The sequence below is a fragment of the Rhizobium sp. BK049 genome, assembly GCF_014193135.1.
Classification (GTDB): Bacteria; Pseudomonadota; Alphaproteobacteria; order Rhizobiales; family Rhizobiaceae; genus Rhizobium.
On record NZ_JACHYV010000003.1, the window covers coordinates 37,494 to 55,334 of the forward strand.

General features: G+C 62.1%; 18 protein-coding genes. 9 read left to right on the forward strand and 9 right to left on the reverse strand.

Annotated features, from left to right (window positions below; translation table 11 throughout):
• Positions 1 to 11: 11 nt before the first annotated feature.
• The 6 genes from ugpC to FHT70_RS03805 all read right to left on the reverse strand — a co-directional run bounded on the left by ugpC (position 12) and on the right by FHT70_RS03805 (position 6,079).
• Positions 12 to 1,091, reverse strand: a complete 1,080-nt coding sequence (gene ugpC / locus FHT70_RS03780; RefSeq protein ID WP_183699017.1) for a sn-glycerol-3-phosphate ABC transporter ATP-binding protein UgpC — start codon at positions 1,089 to 1,091, stop codon at positions 12 to 14.
• Positions 1,088 to 2,017, reverse strand: a complete 930-nt coding sequence (locus FHT70_RS03785; protein ID WP_183699019.1) for a PfkB family carbohydrate kinase — start codon at positions 2,015 to 2,017, stop codon at positions 1,088 to 1,090. Before FHT70_RS03785 ends, ugpC begins: the two co-directional genes overlap by 4 nt.
• Positions 2,018 to 3,040, reverse strand: coding sequence for an SIS domain-containing protein (locus FHT70_RS03790; protein ID WP_183699021.1), 1,023 nt, complete (start codon positions 3,038 to 3,040; stop codon positions 2,018 to 2,020).
• Complete coding sequence (locus FHT70_RS03795) at positions 3,037 to 3,882, reverse strand: carbohydrate ABC transporter permease (protein ID WP_097600710.1); 846 nt, start codon at positions 3,880 to 3,882, stop codon at positions 3,037 to 3,039. The genes FHT70_RS03790 and FHT70_RS03795 overlap by 4 nt, the downstream gene beginning before the upstream one ends.
• Positions 3,882 to 4,766, reverse strand: a complete 885-nt coding sequence (locus tag FHT70_RS03800) for a sugar ABC transporter permease (protein WP_183699023.1) — start codon at positions 4,764 to 4,766, stop codon at positions 3,882 to 3,884. The genes FHT70_RS03795 and FHT70_RS03800 overlap by 1 nt, the downstream gene beginning before the upstream one ends.
• A 74-nt stretch (positions 4,767 to 4,840) precedes the next feature.
• Positions 4,841 to 6,079, reverse strand: coding sequence for an extracellular solute-binding protein (locus FHT70_RS03805; RefSeq protein WP_183699025.1), 1,239 nt, complete (start codon positions 6,077 to 6,079; stop codon positions 4,841 to 4,843).
• 226 nt (positions 6,080 to 6,305) lie between these two features.
• Here FHT70_RS03805 and FHT70_RS03810 point away from each other — a divergent pair, with 226 nt between their 5' ends.
• From FHT70_RS03810 to FHT70_RS03830, 5 genes are all read left to right on the forward strand, one after another.
• Positions 6,306 to 7,511, forward strand: coding sequence for an ROK family transcriptional regulator (locus FHT70_RS03810; protein ID WP_183699027.1), 1,206 nt, complete (start codon positions 6,306 to 6,308; stop codon positions 7,509 to 7,511).
• A gap of 364 nt (positions 7,512 to 7,875) precedes the next feature.
• The gene (locus tag FHT70_RS03815; RefSeq protein ID WP_097600706.1) at positions 7,876 to 9,231 is read left to right on the forward strand and encodes an extracellular solute-binding protein; all 1,356 of its coding nucleotides are present in this window, start codon (positions 7,876 to 7,878) and stop codon (positions 9,229 to 9,231) included.
• Positions 9,232 to 9,357: 126 nt separating this feature from the next.
• Positions 9,358 to 10,242, forward strand: coding sequence for a sugar ABC transporter permease (locus FHT70_RS03820; protein ID WP_183699029.1), 885 nt, complete (start codon positions 9,358 to 9,360; stop codon positions 10,240 to 10,242).
• 10 nt (positions 10,243 to 10,252) lie between these two features.
• Positions 10,253 to 11,167, forward strand: coding sequence for an ABC transporter permease subunit (locus tag FHT70_RS03825; RefSeq protein WP_183699031.1), 915 nt, complete (start codon positions 10,253 to 10,255; stop codon positions 11,165 to 11,167).
• Between the two features lie 12 nt (positions 11,168 to 11,179).
• The gene (locus tag FHT70_RS03830) at positions 11,180 to 12,289 is read left to right on the forward strand and encodes a sn-glycerol-3-phosphate import ATP-binding protein UgpC (protein WP_183699033.1); all 1,110 of its coding nucleotides are present in this window, start codon (positions 11,180 to 11,182) and stop codon (positions 12,287 to 12,289) included.
• A 6-nt stretch (positions 12,290 to 12,295) separates the two neighbouring features.
• Here the strand turns inward: FHT70_RS03830 and FHT70_RS03835 are convergent, their stop codons facing one another.
• On the reverse strand, positions 12,296 to 12,769 hold the full coding sequence (locus tag FHT70_RS03835) for a cupin domain-containing protein (RefSeq protein WP_183699035.1): 474 nt from the start codon (positions 12,767 to 12,769) through the stop codon (positions 12,296 to 12,298).
• Between the two features lie 91 nt (positions 12,770 to 12,860).
• Here FHT70_RS03835 and FHT70_RS03840 point away from each other — a divergent pair, with 91 nt between their 5' ends.
• Positions 12,861 to 13,394 (forward strand): hypothetical protein, encoded by a 534-nt coding sequence (locus FHT70_RS03840; protein WP_183699037.1) that lies wholly within the window; start codon positions 12,861 to 12,863, stop codon positions 13,392 to 13,394.
• On the opposite strand, the gene FHT70_RS03845 is transcribed toward FHT70_RS03840, so the two are convergent.
• Positions 13,391 to 14,161 (reverse strand): TIM barrel protein, encoded by a 771-nt coding sequence (locus FHT70_RS03845; RefSeq protein WP_183699039.1) that lies wholly within the window; start codon positions 14,159 to 14,161, stop codon positions 13,391 to 13,393. The genes FHT70_RS03840 and FHT70_RS03845 overlap by 4 nt on opposite strands.
• A gap of 145 nt (positions 14,162 to 14,306) precedes the next feature.
• Between FHT70_RS03845 and FHT70_RS03850 the strand changes: the two genes are divergently transcribed.
• Positions 14,307 to 15,095 carry an SDR family oxidoreductase gene (locus FHT70_RS03850; protein ID WP_183699041.1) on the forward strand — a complete coding sequence of 263 codons (789 nt, stop codon included), beginning with the start codon at positions 14,307 to 14,309 and terminating at the stop codon, positions 15,093 to 15,095.
• 141 nt (positions 15,096 to 15,236) lie between these two features.
• On the forward strand, positions 15,237 to 15,701 hold the full coding sequence (locus FHT70_RS03855; RefSeq protein ID WP_085780172.1) for an Rrf2 family transcriptional regulator: 465 nt from the start codon (positions 15,237 to 15,239) through the stop codon (positions 15,699 to 15,701).
• 61 nt (positions 15,702 to 15,762) lie between these two features.
• Here the strand turns inward: FHT70_RS03855 and FHT70_RS03860 are convergent, their stop codons facing one another.
• Positions 15,763 to 16,875, reverse strand: a complete 1,113-nt coding sequence (locus tag FHT70_RS03860; RefSeq protein WP_183699043.1) for a monooxygenase — start codon at positions 16,873 to 16,875, stop codon at positions 15,763 to 15,765.
• 163 nt (positions 16,876 to 17,038) lie between these two features.
• Between FHT70_RS03860 and FHT70_RS03865 the strand changes: the two genes are divergently transcribed.
• A complete protein-coding gene (locus FHT70_RS03865; protein ID WP_183699045.1) occupies positions 17,039 to 17,815 on the forward strand; it encodes a metallophosphoesterase family protein in 777 nt (258 codons plus the stop codon).
• The last annotated feature ends 26 nt before the right edge of the window (positions 17,816 to 17,841 follow it).

The window sequence follows — 17,841 nt, forward strand, 5'->3', positions numbered from 1 at the left end:
CGCCGTCCGTTCTATCGCGTGCTCCGGCAACTGAGACCGGTTTGCGGATCGAAGAGGTGCATCGCCTCCTCGTCGAAGAAGAGGGTGAGTTTGTCACCCTCACGGACCGGCGTGCGCGGCGGCAGGCAGGCCATCAGGCGCTGGTTTCCGGCCAAGGCGGTGACGACGAGCTCCGGGCCGGTCAACTCCGCAACCTCTGAAGTTGCCTCGAGCGAAGCCCCGGATCCGGCCGTTCGAAGGGACTCCGGGCGGATGCCGAGGATGAGGTCTCGGCCATCGGCCGCCGCCTTGCCGAAACGGACGGGCAAAGGCAGGCTGGCATTGGAACCAGAGAGCACCAGTCGATTATCCCGGACGGTTGCCGTCAGCAGGTTCATCGGCGGCGCGCCGACGAAGGTGGCGACATAGAGCGTCGCCGGACTGTTGTAGATCTCTTCCGGCGTGCCCAGCTGCTCGATGCGGCCGTCGCGCATGACGGCGATGCGGCTCGCAAGCGTCATCGCCTCGATCTGGTCATGAGTGACATAGACGACCGTGGTCTTCAGCATCTGGTGCAGCCGCTTGATCTCGGTGCGCATTTCCATGCGCAGCTTGGCGTCGAGATTGGAAAGCGGCTCGTCGAAGAGAAACACCTCCGGCTTGCGCACCAGCGCACGGCCGATCGCAACGCGCTGCCGCTGGCCGCCCGAGAGCTGGCTCGGCTTGCGATCGAGCAGATTTTCAATCTGCAGGAGCTTTGCCGCATCGCGCACGGCCCTGTCGCGCTCCGGCGCCGGAACCTTGCGCATTTCCAGCCCGAAGCCGATGTTCCGGTGCACCGTCAGATTGGGATAGAGCGCATAGGATTGAAAGACCATTGCGATGTCGCGGTCCTTTGGATGTACGCGGAGCACCGAGCGGCCGCCGATCCTGACATCACCGCTCGTCGCCTCGGCAAGGCCGGCGATGATGTTCAAGAGCGTTGACTTGCCGCAGCCGGAAGAACCGAGCAGGACGAGGAATTCGCCGCTTTCCAAAGAGATATCGATGCCTTTCAGCGTCTCGACGTCGCCATAGGTCTTGCGGATGTTTTCGATGTCGAGCGCGCTCATGACTGTGGCTCCTGAAGAGAGGTCGGGTCGCCGTAGCTGCGGGGGAGGGTGGAGATGGCGCGCGAGGCGACCTCGGTTCCCGCTCTCAGGCAAGACGTCAAAGGCTCGTCCTTTGCCAGCGCTGCGAGGAAGGCGGCATTGAAGACATCGCCGGCGCCGATCGTGTCGACGACCGCGACAACGGGCGCGGCCACCGACACCAGCTGGCCGTCAGGCCCGATCGCGATGGCGCCATCGGGGCCGCGTTTGACGACGACGATCGCACCTTGCGGCATATGCGAGCTGATGTGCCGGGCGGCTTCGATCGGATCGGCGATGCCAGCAAGCGTCGTCGTTTCGACCTCGTTGAGCAGCGCGATGCGGCTGCGAGAAAGCCAGGCCCGTGTCGCAGCGCAATTCTGCTCGGTCCAGCCGTCGAGCGGCCAGCCGGTGTCGAGGGCGACGGCGATGTCATGGCTCTCGGCCCAGTCGAAGAAGGCGTCATATTGGCTGGTCAGATCGTCGGTGAGAAAGCCGCCGCAGAGAAGCGCGTAGCCGCCGCGCAGACTTTTGCCGTCGATAACGGCGAAGACATCGGCCAGGCTGAAGCGCGGCAGGTGGCCCCGCGTCGTGAAGAAGGTGCGTTCGCCGTCGGGGTGGGTGATGCCGACGGAGAGGGTCGTTTGTTCAGGACGCATCGGCCACTTCTCGGAACCGTGGCCGAAGGCTTCGGCCAGCCAGCGACCGAACTGGTCGCTGCCGATATTGGCGGCGATCTCGAATTCGACTCCGAGCGCCTGCCAGGCGAGCGCACTGTTGCCGGCCGATCCACCGACGCGCAACTCGTCATGATCGACAATGATTTCCGTGCCGGCCTTGGGCCAGGGGGCGGCCGGTCCGAGGATCAGGTCGACGTTGACGTTGCCGATGACTGCAAGCGGCCGCATTCATTCGCTCCGGGTAATCTTAGTGGATCGAACCGGCGTTCCGGCATTCTCGACGCGGGCGTCGGCAAAGGCGATCATCAGCCGCTGGGCGACCGGCAGCATGGCGAAGATCGCGGCAAGGCCGGTTGCCGGGGCGAAGCGGATTGTCACCGCGCCGGCCACTGAAGCTTCGCTCGATGAGTCAAAGAGGATGACGGGAGCGCCGGTCTCGACAGCAGACATCGCCATTGCCGTTACCAGGCCGGCCGTCTCGTCCAGACCGCGGAACAGCACGACGCCAATCTCCGGCCCCAGCATTTCCATCGGTCCATGGCGGAGCTGCCCGCCTTCGAGGGAAAAGCAGGGGCGGCGCGAAAGCTCCGTCAATCCGAGCGCCAGCGCTTCGGCGACACCTTGCAGGCGGCGGCCTGACGTGACGACGGTCGCGACGTTTTCGAGTGCTGCAAGCGCGGCTGCGACGTCATGCTCTTTCGGCGACCTGAGGACGGCAAGCGCCGGGGCCGGATCTTCGCCAAGGTCGGCGATGATTGCCAGATGCAAAGCAAAGGTCACCGTCAGGCTGCGGGTGGCTGCAAAGGCGAGCTCGGTGCCGCCGCTGCCGATCAGCGAGGGAGCGGTCCTGGCCAGGAAGGAACTGCCTTCAAGCGTTAGGCCGAAAGTTTCTGGCGTCCCGCCGGTCTCGTTGAACCAGCGCACGACCTCGGCGCTTTCGCCCGATTGCGAGGTAACGAAGATCGTCCTGCCGCCGATCGGCAGCGGCTGGCCGAGCTGCTCGGAGAGCGGCAGCGCGACGGCATCGATGCCAAGACCACGGTAGAGTGGTTCGACGGCGCGGTTTACCGCATGCGAGCCGCCCATGCCGATCAGGAGCAGGCGGCCGGTCTTTTTCAGCGAGGCGGCGGCTCTTGCCGCCATCGGTCCGGCCGTTTCATAGGAGGCGATTGCATCGGCGTGCTGGCGGGCCATTTCGCGATCGATCGCAGCAAGCCCGGCAGGCCGGTTTCTTTCTGTTGTCATGTTCATCCCTTGACGCCGCCGCTGGTAAGCCCGGAAATCAGGGCGCGTTGCATGACGAGACCGATCAACACCGGGGGCAGGGCGGCGAGCACGCCTGCCGTGGCGATCAGTCCGTAATCGGAGACGCGGCCGCCGGCGAGATCTGCGATAGCGACGGTCAGCGTTTTGGCGCGCTGGTCCGAGGTGAAGAGCAGCGCATAGAAGAATTCATCCCAGGCAAGCAGGAATGCGAAGAGGCTCGAGGTCGCCACCACCGGGGCGGCGAGCGGCAATGTGATGATCCGGAGCGTCTGGAACAGGCCGGCGCCGTCGATCATCGCGGCAGATTCGATCTCGCGCGGGATGGAATCGAAGCCGGATTTCATCAGCCAAGTGGTGAAGGGCGCCAGGATCGTCAAATAGACGAGGGCGAGGCCGAAGACGTTGTTCAGCATGCCGAGATGGGAGAGGCCCATATAGAGCGGCACGGCGAGCGCCACCGGCGGCAGCATATAGGTTGCGATCACCATCGACAGCGACCAGCCGACGGAAGGTGTGCGCGACACGGCCCAGCCGGCGGGAATGGCAAGCGCGATGGCGGCGATCGTCGCCGTGCCCGCCACCTCGATGCTGTTGCGCAGCGACGAGGTGAAGGCGGCGCCGGCGCTGTTTTCGAGTGTCGACAGCAGCACCTGGTATCGCGAAAAATCCACCGCCTGCGGCCACCAGCGCAGCGGCTTCGCGGCGAGATCGGCAGCCGGCGCGATGCTCATGATGAAAAGCCACAGGATCGGAGACAGGATGACAGCGGCAAGCAGCAGGGCGCAGAGGTGAATGAATGCTGAGAAGAGCGGGCTCCGGCGTTCCATCAGGCGGCGCTCCCGGCGGTCTTACGCACGAGTGCCGCGTATCCTGCGGCAAGCAGCGTTACCAGCAGCGTGACGATCAGGGCGAGCGATGCGCCCGAGCCCGCGCGCTGGAAGGAGAAGGCTTCCTGATAGACGAGGATCGAGAGCGTGCGTGTGCTATTGGCCGGGCCGCCGCGGGTCATGACCCAGATGATGTCGAACACCTTGAAGGCTTCGATCGTGCGCAGCACGAGCGCCACCATCAGCGGGCCGGCGAGATAGGGCAGGATGACGAAGCGGAAACGCGCGAAGGGGCCGGCGCCGTCGACGAGCGAGGCGGCGGTGATGTCGCGCGGCACGGCCTGGAGTGCGGCGAGCGCGATTAGCGCCACCAGCGGGAAATTCTTCCAGCAGTCGGCGACGATGAGGGCGGCGAGCGCCGTGCCCGGTTCGCCAAGCCATGAGCGGTAGGAGTCGAGCAGGCCGAGTTGCGTCAGCGCGGCGTTCAGCGCGCCATATTCCGGATTGTAGATCAGCCGCCACAGCGTGGCGTTGACGACGGTCGGCAGCGCCCAGGGCAGGATCATCAGGGCACGAAGCGCGGTGCGGCCGCGGAATTGCTGGTTCAGCAGGAGGGCGGCCAGCACGCCGATCACCATTTCGGCGGCGACCGAGACGATCGCGAACCATGCTGTGGTGACGAGCGTGCGCTGGAAATTCGAGCCGGAGAGCATCTTCACGTAATTGTCGAGGCCGACGAAGCGTCCTTCGGTGCCTACAAGCTTGGCATCGGTGAAGGAGAGGCCGACGGTATCGATCAGAGGCCAGCCGATCACCGAGATCATCACCACGAGAAGCGGCAGCATCAGAAGCCACGCGCGGGTTGTCAGCCAAGTGCCCGACATCGAGGCGACCCTTTTCATTCATAGGTTATGGAGGCCGGGCGGCGGCAGGCGCCGCCCGGATGTTCATGCCGGCCTCAGAGGCCGCTGTTTTCGGCGGCCGATTTCAGCGCGTCCTCGGGGGTGGACTGGCCGAGCAGCGATTCCTGGATCGCCTGCTGCAGCGCGGTCGACAGCTCCTGATATTTCGGCGTCGTCGGGCGCGGATACATGGCGGCGAGGCCGATCTTGGCGGCGGCGATCAGCTCTTCCTGCCCCTTGGTGACGGCAGGGTCCTCATAGGAGGATGCCCAGATCGGCAGGCTGAGCTTGGCATAGGCATTCTGCGTGGCCTGCGAGGTCATGAAGGTAATGTACTTCCAGGCCTCATCGGGATGCTGGCTGGCGGAGGTGATGCCGAGGCCCATAGAGCCGTTGACGGCCGAAGCTTCGCTTTTGCCGGCAACGCCTGGCGCCGGCACGACGCCGACCTTACCAGCGACCTTGCTGTCCTTCGGGTCGTTGGCCATGTTGTACATGTAGGTCCAGTTCAGCGCGAAGGCGGCATCGCCGTTCTGGAAAACCTTGCGGACGTCCTCTTCTAGGAATTCCTTGGAGTTCGGATTGGTCAGGCCTGAGGTATAGCTCGCGACCATGTATTTTAGCGCATCGAGACCGCCCCCGGTCTGGAAGGCCGGCTTGCCGTCCTTCAGGAAATCGCCGCCATAGGCGCTGACGAGCGTGGTGTAGTCGCAGATCGCGGCTTCGGCCTGCGACCAGCTCCAGGCGATCGGCGTGGAGAGCAGACCCTTGTCCTTGATGGTCTTTGCCTGTTCGGCCAGTTCGTCCCAGGTCTTTGGTGGCGCCTTGATGCCGGCCTTCTCCAGGATCTCCTTGTTGTAGAACAGATATTTGGTATCGAGGATCCACGGCATGCCGTAATATTTGCCGTCATACTGCACGGTGGTCCAGGCGCCCGGCAGCACGCCTTTCTTCATCTCGTCGGTGATGCGAGAGGAGACGTCGACCAGCACCTTGTTGGTGGCGTATTCGGCCGGCCAGATGACGTCGAAGAGGACGACGTCGTAACCGCCGCCGGAACCTTGGGCCAGCACCGTCTTATCGTGCAGGCCTTCATAGGGGACGAATTCGAGATTGACCTTGATATCCGGGTTCGCCTTGACGAAGGCATCGGTCATGGCGCGCACGTCGGCCTCGCTGTAAGCGGCCTGCGCCATGAAAAGTGCATTCAGCGCCGTTTCGGCGAAAGCATGCGGAGCAAAGGATGCGCCGATCAAGGCCGCACCAAGAAGCGTCTTATTGAGAGATTTCAGCATTGCAGCCTCCAGTTTTTGAAATTTACGCATGACCGAGGGCGGTTTCGCCGCCATCGATTTTCGAGAAGGCACGCGTGAAAAAGCGTGCCGGGTCATCATCTCGGAGCGTCTTTGGATGCCCTTCGCAGCCTCCTGCGTTCCCTGGAACTCTCCGGTCCCTATTAAGTCAAATGTCTTGACTTATTACTTCGCCAACATTCTACTGGAGTCAAGAGGCAATTGACACATGAGCGACATCAGGCCGATCCGAGCCAAGAGCGGCACCAATCACGAAGGCACCAGCGCGCATAACAGGCGCGTGATGATCGATGCGTTGAGGATCAATGGTGCGCTCTCACGCGCCGATCTGGCGCGGGCGACGCGGCTGACCAAGCAGACGGTGTCGAATATCATCGAGGAGCTCGAGCGCGATGGTCTCGTCGGTTCGCAGGAGGCTGTGCGCAAGGGCAGGGGCCAGCCCTCGACGCCCTACGGCCTGGTGCCCGAAGGCGCTTTCGCGATCGGCCTGCAGATCGACCGGCACGTGACGCGGGCGGTCGCCGTCGATCTCGTCGGCAGCGTTCTCGTACGCGCAGAAGCCGGACTGCCGCCCGGAGGTCCGGCGACGGGAACGAAGGTCATTCTCGATCTCGTCGCCGGTGTGCGTTCCAGGCTTGCCGGTATCGTCCAGCAGTCGGAAAAACGGCTGGTCGGCCTCGGCGCCGCAATGCCTGGCCCGTTCGGCATGGAAGGCAGCGGCGACGATCCCTGGATGATGGAGACTTGGCAGAAGTTTCCGCTCCTGGAAACGCTGAGCGACGGCACCGGCCTCGATGTCAGTCTTCAGAACGATGCGGCAGCGGCTGCGACCGCCGAGCGCATGGTGGGAGCCGCCCACGGCATCGACCATGCCGTCTGTCTGTTCGTCGGCTACGGCATCGGCGCCGGCCTGATCCTGAATGGCGAGCTCTATCGCGGCGCCAACGGCAATGCCGGCGAGATCGGCACGGCGCTGCTGTTTGCCGACGGCAAAACGACGCCGCTCGAACATCGCGCCTCGCTAGCCTCGCTCTACCAGCACCTATCGGCCGATCCGGCCGATCCCGATCTCCATGCGCGCATCAACGAGCTTGCCTCCAGCGGGGCTCCAAGCATCGAGGCCTGGATCGAGGCGGCGGCGGCGGACCTGCGCTGGAGCATCCATCTCATTGAGACTGTCTTCGATCCGCAGACGGTGATCCTCTGCGGCAGCGCACCGGAAGCGCTGGTGAACAGGCTGATTGCAGCGATCGGCCCGCTGCTGCCTTCGATCGCCGAGAGGCGCGGCCGGATGCTGCCACGGCTGCAGCCCGGCATGGCCGATCCCTGGTCGGTGGCGCTCGGGGCGGCCGCCGGCCCGATCAGCCGTGCATTCGATCCGCGCTTTGCTGCAATTTTGAAGGATTCTCTTTGATTTTCGGGCTGAAACCGGGCGTTGCACAGCAGTGCAACGATAAAAACGCGAATGTTTTTCGCAAGTTTCGTTGTCTTCGGCCGCGCGAATAGGGATGCCTTGCAGCAATATAAGTAAAATATTGCAGATTCTTAAAAATGACGGTTATTCGAATATATATGCATACATCTGACAATATGTTTAAGGATCGCTCAAATATTCTCTAAATACTTCTCCTGGTGTTTCGAATAACGATTGCATGTCATTTTTATGACAACTATAATTCGAACACTTCATGTCATGTAATATTCATTGGCAGCGGCAATTTGAACCAGCTAAATGGGCGTGCGCTTAAAGCGCCCCCTTTTCTACGTTGGAGGTTCTCATGCAAGCCAAGCTTCTCGGCGCCGTTGGCGCCCTTCTCGCCGCAGCGTTTCTTGCTGGGCCCGCTGCCGCCGCCGAAAAGACCAAGATCGACTTCTGGTTCGGCAATTCCGGTGACATCGCAAAGCGTGTCCAGGAACAGTGCGATCGCTTCAACCAGTCGCAGGCCGATTATGAAGTCGTCTGCACCAGCCAGGGCAGCTATGACGCTTCCCTGCAGAACACGATTGCCGCCTTCCGCGCCGGCAAGCAGCCGACCATTGCCCAGGTTTCCGACGCCGGCACGCTCGACATCATGCTTTCCGGCGCCTTCTACCCGGCAAACCAGCTGATGACCGACATGGGCTATACGGTCGACTGGAAAGACTACTTCTCCGGTATCGCAAACTACTATGCGACGTCGAAGGGCGAGATGTATTCCTTCCCCTTCAACTCGTCGACCGCTCTGCTCTATTGGAACAAGGACGCCTTCGCCAAGATCGGCAAGGACCATGCTCCAGCCACCTGGCAGGAAGCCGGTGAAGATTTCAAGGCCCTGAAGGAGGCCGGCTACGCCTGCCCGCTCGGCTTCGATATCTCCAACAACGAAGTCTGGCAGTACATCGAGCAGTTCGAAGCCGTCAACGGTGAAGCGATCGCCACGAAGAAGAACGGTTTCGAAGGTCTCGATGCCGAGCTGGTGTTCAACAAGAACCCGCTTCTCGTCAGCTACATCAAGGATCTCAAGTCCTGGTACGACAACAAGCTCGCCATCATCAAGAACAAGGCCGTCGGCCAGACCTTCGTCGAAGCCTTTGCTGCCGGCGACTGCCAGGTCATCCTGACCTCCGTCGGTGACCATGGCAATATAGGCCGTACCGCCAAGCAGGGCATGAACTGGGGCGTGGCAATGCTCCCGACCTATGGCAATGCAACCCGTCACAGTTCCTTCGTCGGCGGCGCTTCGCTCTGGGTCTTGAAGGGGCATACCGATGCCGAATACAAGGCTGCCGCTGCCTTCTTCAACTTCATCGCCAAGCCGGAAGAAGCGCTGACCTGGTCGACCGTAACCGGCTATATCCCGGTTCGTAACTCCGGCTTCGAATATCTGAAGAAGCAGGGTTTCTATGACAAGGCTCCTTATGCCGGCCGCGAGCTCGCCATTCAGAGCCTGACCGCATCGCCGGCTGACGATACGGCTCCGCACGGCATTCGCCTCGGCGGCCTGCTGCAGGTCCGCACCGAGATCGCCAACGGCCTGCAGGCAATCTTCGTCAACAATGCCGACGTCCAGGCTTCGCTCGACGGCGCTGCCGATCGCGGCAACCAGCTGCTGCGCCGCTTCCAGCAGACCTACAAGAACGTTCAGCTTCCCTGATCGTCCGATATGCGCCGCCCCCGGCCTGCCTTGCGGACCGGGGGCATCCTTGTACATTCATACCGGGGCTGCGGAGGCGAACTCGCCGCCCGTGCTTAAACCAGACCAGGCCGAAAACGATCACCCATGGAAAAGCGCGTCACTTTCTCCTCGACGACTATCGGATTGCTCTTCGCGTTTCCGATGCTGCTGCTGATCTTCGTCTTCTTCTATTGGCCGAGCGCGCAGGCGCTTTATTGGGCGTTCACGCTCGAGCAGCCATGGGGCGGCGGCAATGCCTGGGTCGGCTTTGACAATTTCAAGCAATTGCTCAGCGACCCGATCTATTGGGATTCGATCAGCCGCAGCATGGTTTTCGCCTTTAGCTCGACGATCATTGCCATGGGGTTTGCGCTCGTCCTGGCGCTTTTGACGGATCGTGAACTGCGCGGCCATAAAATCTATCGGTCGGTCTTTATCTGGCCCTATGCGATCGCTGCTCCCGCTCTCGGTCTCGCCTTCCGCTTCATCCTGGCGCCGGAGGCCGGCCTTCTCTCCGTTATCAATCACGTCTGGCCCGGCCTCTGGAACCCGGCGCTCGACGGCAAGGACGCGATGATCGCCGTCATCATCGCTTTTTCGTGGAAATATATCGGCTATAATTTCATCTTCTTCCTTTCAGCGCTTCAGGGCATCCCGCGTTCGCTGATCGAAGCGGCCGCCATGGACGGCTCCGGGCCGCTGCGCCGCATGTGGGACCTCCAGCTGCCGCTGCTGACGCCGACCTTATTTTTCCTGCTCGTGATCAACATCACCGAAAGCTTCCAGGATTCCTTCGGCATCGTCGACGTCATGACGCAGGGCGGTCCGGCCCGGGCGACGGAACTGATGGTCTACAAGATCTATTTCGACGGCTTCAGGGGGCTCGATTATTCGGGCGCCGCCGCCCAGTCGATCATCCTCATGGCGCTCGTCGTCCTTCTCACCGTCTTCCAGTTCCGCTTCATCGAGCGGCGCGTGCACTACAAGTGAGGCCGCTGACATGATCGAACGCACGCCGATATTCAATTTCGTCTGTTATACGCTTCTGGCGCTCGGCATGGTGATCGCACTTCTGCCTTTCGTCATCGTCATCATCGCATCGACGCTCGATCTGGAGACGGTCAACCGGGTGCCGCTGCCGCTCACTCCGGGTTCGCATTTCTGGGAAAATGCACAAGCTGCTTGGGTCCGCGCCGATCTCGGCAACAAGCTGGTTCACAGCATCATCTTTGCGACCGCGGTCGCCGCCGGTAAGGTGATCCTGTCCGCCATGGCCGCCTTCTCGATCGTCTACTTCCGCTTCCGCGGCCGGCATCTGATCTTCTGGATCATCTTCATCACGCTGATGCTGCCGCTCGAAGTCCGCATCGTGCCGACCTATTCGATTGCGGCCAACGCGCTGCAGCCGTTCCAGGCAATCCTCGACGTCACCGGGATTACCGCGCTCGTCGCCTGGGTGTGCGGCATCCAGATCAAGCTCGAATGGGGGCTGTTGAATTCCTATACCGGTCTCGTGGCGCCGCTTGTGGCCACCGCCACCGGTACCTTCCTCTATCGCCAGTTCTATCTGACCGTCCCCGACGAGCTCGCTGAGGCAACAAAGATGGACGGCGCCGGCGCCGTCCGTTTTTTCGTCGATATACTGCTGCCGTTGTCGCGGTCGAATATGATCGCGCTTTTCACCATCATGTTCGTCTGGGCCTGGAACCAGTATCTCTGGCCGCTGCTCGTCACCACCGATCCGAATTTCGGCATTGCGGTGACGCAGCTGAAGACCCTTATCCCGTCCGAATTCGGCCTGCCTGACTGGAACGTCGCCATGGCCGGTACACTTATCATCATGTCGCCGCCGTTGCTGCTCGTCATCCTGATGCAGCGCTGGTTCGTGCGCGGCCTCATCTCCACCGAGAAGTGAAGGAACAGTCCTGTGGCACCGATCTCAATCCGTGATGTGAAGAAGAGCTACGGCAAACATCCTGTCGTTCATGGCGTCAATCTGGAGATCCAGTCCGGCGAATTCATCGTCATCCTCGGTCCGTCCGGCTGCGGCAAGTCCACGCTGCTGCGCATGATCGCCGGACTGGAGGAAATCAGCGGCGGTGAAATCGCCATTGACGGCCGCGTCGTCAACCAGCTCGAGCCGCGCGAGCGCGGCTGCGCCATGGTGTTCCAGAACTACGCGCTCTATCCGCATATGACCGTCGCCGAGAATATCGGCTATGCCTTGAAGGTTGCGGGCGTTGCGAAGGCGGAGCGCAATCGGCGCATCGCCGAGGTCGCCAAGGCGCTCAGCCTCGAACCTTTCGTCGACCGCCGCCCGGCCGCGCTTTCCGGCGGCCAGCGCCAGCGCGTCGCCATGGGGCGCGCGATGATCCGCGAACCGAAGGTGTTCCTCTTCGATGAGCCGCTGTCGAACCTCGACGCCAAGCTGCGCATCGCCATGCGCGCCGAGATCCGCCGCCTTCACCGCCGTCTCGGCGCCACCTCTATCTTCGTCACCCATGACCAGACCGAGGCGATGACGCTGGCCGACCGGCTGGTGGTGATGAACGGCGGCAGGGTGGAGCAGGTCGGCACGCCGGAAGAGGTCTATCATCATCCGGTTTCGCGCTTCGTCGCCGGTTTTGTCGGCACGCCGGCGATGAACCTGCTCGAAGGCACGATCAACGACGAGGGCGTCTTCGTCTACGACCAGAGCCGCAAGATCGCGCTGCCCCGCGAACGCGCCGCGCCGCTGAAGGGCAAACGCGTCGTGCTCGGCATGCGCGCCGAGGCGGCCCGGTTGGTGGCCCCGGATGCGCCCGGCGCATTGGTGGCGACGGCCGATTTCATCGAAGAGCTCGGCGCAAGCCGCGTCGTTCATGCCGATTTCGACGGGCTGCCCTTTGCCGTGGCGCTGACCGAGGCCGTGACCGTGAAATCGGGGGATCCGATCGGTATCGCGATCGATCACGATGCGATCCACCTCTATGCCGCCGATACCGGCCGGATCATCGAAAACCCGGCGGTGAACAGCGCCGGCGCCGTTCACGCCTGAGCGGCGTCAGCGGTGGATGGGATCGATCCAGGCGACGTCTTCCGGTTTCTCGACCGGTTCGATATCTAAGTTGACGACGACCGGTTCCTGGCCTGAGCGAACGAGCACGCATTCCAGCGTCTCGTCGCGGCTGGCATTGATCTCCTGGTGCGGCACATAGGGCGGAACATAGATGAAGTCGCCGGGGCCGGCTTCGGCGGTATATTGCAGACGCTCGCCCCAGCGCATGCGGGCCTTGCCCTTGACGACGTAGATGATGCTTTCGAGATCGCCGTGATGGTGGGCGCCGGTTTTCGCATTGGCATGGATCGTCACCGTGCCCGCCCAGATTTTCTCTGCGCCGGCACGGGCATGGTTGATCGCGGTCGCGCGGTTCATGCCCGGAGTCTGCGCGGTGTTCGGGTCGAGCGAATTGCCGGGGATGACCTTGACACCGTGTTCGCGCCAGTCGATGTGAGAATGCTGGTGGTCGCCGCTCATGCCTAGCCTCCGCCTTGATCGGATCAGTCTAGGCGGGACTACCGCGACGGCCAAGCGGATTTACCTTGATGCAGCAGAAAGAGCGGAGCCGATGAGCCACCTCCCGCAGATCGATTACGACACCGCTTCGCCTGAGGTTCGCGCGGCGCATGATGAAGAAATCAGACTGCGCGGACGCATGACCAACATGAAGCGGACGCTCCTCCATTCGCCGGTCGCCCATCGCATCTACGCCGAATGGTTCACGCTGCGGGCCGAGCTCGATCCTGTCATCAGCGACCGCGAGATCTGGATCTTCTCGCATGCGATCTCGAAGGCGGCGAAATCGAAGATTGCCATCACCTTCTTTCGCAGGGCGCTGATCAACAAGGGGTTTGATCTCGATGCTATGGAATTTTCCGAAGCGGAGGCGCTGCTCGATGCCTTCGGCAGGGCTGTTGTCGCCGATTCAAACGCCGTTCCGGCCGAGCTCTGGGAAAGGCTGAAAGAACGCTACGAAACCAAGGCGCTCGTCGATCTCGTCGCCTTCGCCGGCATCATGCTGGCGACCGCTGTCTTCAACAATGTCGTCGAGGTCGAGTTCGACCCGGAGCTTGAGGCCTTCGCAGAAGGCACCGGCTCCTAGCCGTTTAGCGAGGCGATCGCGGCTTTGACCGCGTCCGCGCCGGCCCTCGTTGGCCGGTATTCAAGGCCGACGGCGCCGTCATAGCCGTTGGCGAAGATCCAGTTGAGGCGATGGGCGAGGTCGATGCCGCCGGAGCCCGGTTCGTTGCGGCCGGGATGATCGGCGACATGGACGTGGAAAACACGGTCGAGGCGGCCGTCCAGCACGTCTTCGGTGCGTTCGTCCATCACGGCGGAATGGTAGATGTCGTAGACGATACCGATCTCGGGGCGGCCGACGTTATCGACGATGTCGAGGCCTTCGCGGGTCGAATCGAGGAAGTAGCCGATATGGTCGATACGGATGTTGAGAGGTTCTACGCCGAGCCGCACGCCGCTCCCTTCCAGGATATCGGCGCCTGATTTCAGGGTGTCGGTGAGGGCCACGCGCTGTTCATCACGGCTGAAGCCGGCGAGATCGTCGCCGGCCTGGGCGATCAGCACCGGCGCGCCGAGGCGTTTGGCGACTGCGACGGATTCCGCAAGGCCCGCCAGCCAGGCCTGCCGGTTGGCGGCATCGGTCAGTGCGATCATCGGCTCGGCGACGAGGCTGGTGACGGCAAGGCCGGTTTCCTTCAGCGCTGTCTCGATCGCATCCAGATCCTTGTCGGTCCAGCGCCAGAATTCGATCGCCGTCAGGCCGCCGGCATGGGCGCGACGGATACGGTCGGCAAAGCTGTCGCCCTCTTCGGCAAACAGCCATTCTATGCAGGCTGAATAACGTCGCATGAAAATTCCTCCCGGTGCGGATGCAGGCTGCGACAGAACGGAGCCTGCTGCAAGAGACGTTTGGGTGCTTGACGCCCGGATTCATTGGCGGAACACTCATCCCCTAATCTAAGGCCGGGATCGCTGGCCGCTTCGGGAGGAAGATATGGATCTGGGATTGAAGGGAAAGATCGCCGTCATAACAGGCGCGTCGGTCGGCATCGGGCTCGCGATCGCCGAAGGGCTGGCGGCTGAGGGCGCAGACCTCGTTCTGGCGGCGCGCGGCGGCGAACGGCTGGAGGCGGAAGCCGTCCGCATCGCCGAGAAATTCGGCGTCAGCGCCGTCGCTGTCGCCGCAGATGTGGCGACGGTTGAGGGAACCGAGGCGATCATTGCGGCGGCTGCCGAAAAGGGAGGCGCCGATATCCTCATCAACAATGCCGGCACCGGATCGAACGAGACCGTCATGGAGGCGCCTGATGAGAAATGGCAGGCCTATTGGGACCTGCATGTGATGGCCGCCGTCAGGCTTGCGCGCGGCATCGCACCGCAGATGAAGAAACGCGGCGGCGGGGTGATCCTGCACAATGCCTCGATCTGCGCCGTCCAGCCGCTCTGGTACGAGCCGATCTACAATGTCAGCAAATCGGCGCTGATGATGTTTTCGAAGACACTCTCGACCGAGCTCATCCAGGACAATATCCGCGTCAACTGCATCAACGCCGGCTTGATCCTGACGCCCGACTGGATCAAGACCGCCAAGCAGCTGACGGCCGAAAGCGGCGGAAACTGGGAAGGCTACCTGCAGAGCGTTGCCAATGAACATGCCGCCTCCAAACGCTTCGGCACACCGGAAGAACTGGCGAATGTCTTCGTCTTTCTGAGTTCGGAGCGGGCGAGCTATTGTATCGGATCGACCTATTTCGTCGATGGCGGCATGCTGAAGACAATTTGATCGAAGCTGCCGCAAAGAGCCGACCGGGGACGTTGCCGATACAAGCTATAAATATTAGCTATTTTGTTGTATCTTCACGATTTCGACGTTATTTGGCTGCTATTGACGGGCAAATATTTCGGTTTCCAAAAGGCGACGACGATGCTGACGAAGAAGGGAAAATACGGCCTCAAGGCCTTGGTCGATCTGGCGCGTCTGGCGCCGGGCGAGACCGCCTTCATCAATGACGTCGCGGCGCGGAACAATATTCCGAAGAAGTTTCTCGACACGATCCTGCTCGAACTGCGCAATGTCGGAATCCTGCGTTCAAAGAAAGGCCCTGGCGGCGGGTATTCTCTCTCTCGGCCGGCATCCGAGATCCGTATCGGCCATGTCATCCGCACGCTCGATGGTCCGCTCGCGCCGATCCGTTGCGCCAGCCGCACGGCTTACGAGGCGTGCGACGACTGCGCCGACCCGGAAACCTGCCAAGTGCGGCGTTCGATGACCGATGTTCGGGACGCGATCGCCGCCATTCTGGACAATATGACCCTCGACCAATTCGTCGCCGCCGGTGGCCGCATTGAGGACACCGGGGATGAACTGCCGATCTCCGCCGCCAGCTGAGACGTTTTGTTTCGTGTGGTCTGCGTTACTCCCAGGGCGTCATGCTGTGATCGTTCAGCGCTCATCTTGACATATGGTCGCCGGCGCGGTGCAGCAATCGATCGCGCGGCAGCGACAGCGCGTGGATACGTGCATTGCGCCAATGGCGGTCGAGATTGAGGCCGATGCCGGTTGACGCTTCGCCCGCAAGTTCGAACAGTGCATTTGCGGCGCTAAGGGCCGTTTCCCCGGCAGTTATTGCGGCCGCCGAGGCAGAAAAATAGGCGTCCGCCATCGCCGCCTCTACAGGATTGACCTGGGCAATATCGAGTTTGCGGCCCGCCCGCTCCAGAGCTGCCGCCGTGATTTCGATGCCGACAGCGTGTTCGCCGAGCCGGGAGGGCAAGACGGTGCGATCGCCAATAGCTGTCATCAGGTCGGCCCATGCGGCTCGCGCGATGCCGAGGCCTACGCCCGCCTTAAGCAGCAGGCCGAGCGAAATGCCCGTCGAATATGCGGACGAGGGGGCCGGCGCGATTGTGCCGGCATCGACATGCACTGCGCCGGCGATCGTCGTTGCCGACCCATTGGTGCGCTGACCGAAACCGTCCCAATCATCGACCACCTGCATGTCCTCGCTGTTGCGGCTGAAGTAAAGCGTCACAGGGCGGCCGGGCGGAAGTGTGAGGTCAGCGGCAATCCAATCGGCGTAGAGAATACCGGGCGCCTGCCGCATCCGTCCGCTCAGGCGGTACCCCGATCCTTCGGGCGACAGCTCGCTGCCGTCGGCAACGGTTGCGCCGGCGAAGCGGTCGCCGAGCAGCACACGGGTAAACAGCGATGCCTTCAGATCCTCGGGCGCCTGGGTGCGGAGGGCTTCCAGGACGGAAAAGTGATTTTCCAGGGTCTCGCCGATCGAGGCGTCGGCCTCGGCAATGATCGCGATGATTTCGGCAAGCAGGGCGTTCGGCACGTCGAGCCCTTCATGTTCGGGCGGAACAGAGATTGCCGTCAAACCCGAAACCGACAGCGCGTCGAGCTCGGCAAAAGGCAGGATGCGGTTGATATCGCGCTCGCTTGCATGTCGACGGAATGTGTCGGCGAGGTTGCGAGCCGTGGATATCGCCTCCTCTTCGTTTTCGATGCGGCGTGCCGGCGGCCGGATCCGGTCTTGAAATTGCGATATCGTTCCCATCGCTCACTCTTTCCTCGACGGGTGACAGGAGTGAGGGATTTTCCTCCGGATGATAAGAACGGTTTTTCCAGAAAAACCCAAAGCTTCGAATTTTCTCACCAACTTGATCGCCTCGCCTTGCACTCTACTTATGGTTAACCGGGCTATCCAATTGAGGAATATGATGGGTGAAGCACTTGCTCGCCATAGCGAGGTTTGGAAAATGGGGCGCCAGCCGAGACCGCGCCTGACGCTGGATATCGCCGAGATTCCAACTTATGCGATCGGCGACATTCACGGCCGCTACGACCTGCTTCGGAAAGCTGAGGAGGCGATTCTGCAAGATGGCGCGCGATTGCCCGGGCAAAAGCTGATCGTGACGCTGGGTGACTATATCGACCGGGGCCCGGAATCGGCACAGGTCATCACTCACCTCATGGAGCCGCCGCCTGACGGTTTCGACCGTATCTGTCTTGCCGGTAATCACGAGATCGCCATGCTCGATTATGTCGACGGCTGGCTCCCTTATGACGACTGGATGCGGATGGGATCGGCGGAATCGCTTAAATCCTATGGGCTCGATCCGGAGCATCTGCCGCTCGTCTTCCCCTCCGGCGCGCAGCTCGACGCCTTTCTGCGGCAGTCGCTGCCGCATACGCATATCGATTTCATGCGGGCGCTGCCGATCATGCTGGACACACCGAGCGTGGTTTTCGTGCATGCCGGCATCGATCCGATGCTCCCGCTCTCCGCGCAGACGGAGGAGGACCTGGTCCTTATCCGCCACCGCTTTCTCGAAAGCAGGGTTCCTTTGCCGAAGCTCGTCGTGCACGGCCATACGCCCAGCGACGAGCCCGACATTCGCCCGAGGCGGCTCAATCTCGATACACGCGCCTTTCGCAGCGGCAAGCTGACCGTCGCACGGTTCTGGCAGGGCCGGGTGCATCTGTTTTCCACCTGACATCGTCCCAGCACGAGGCTGTGTCA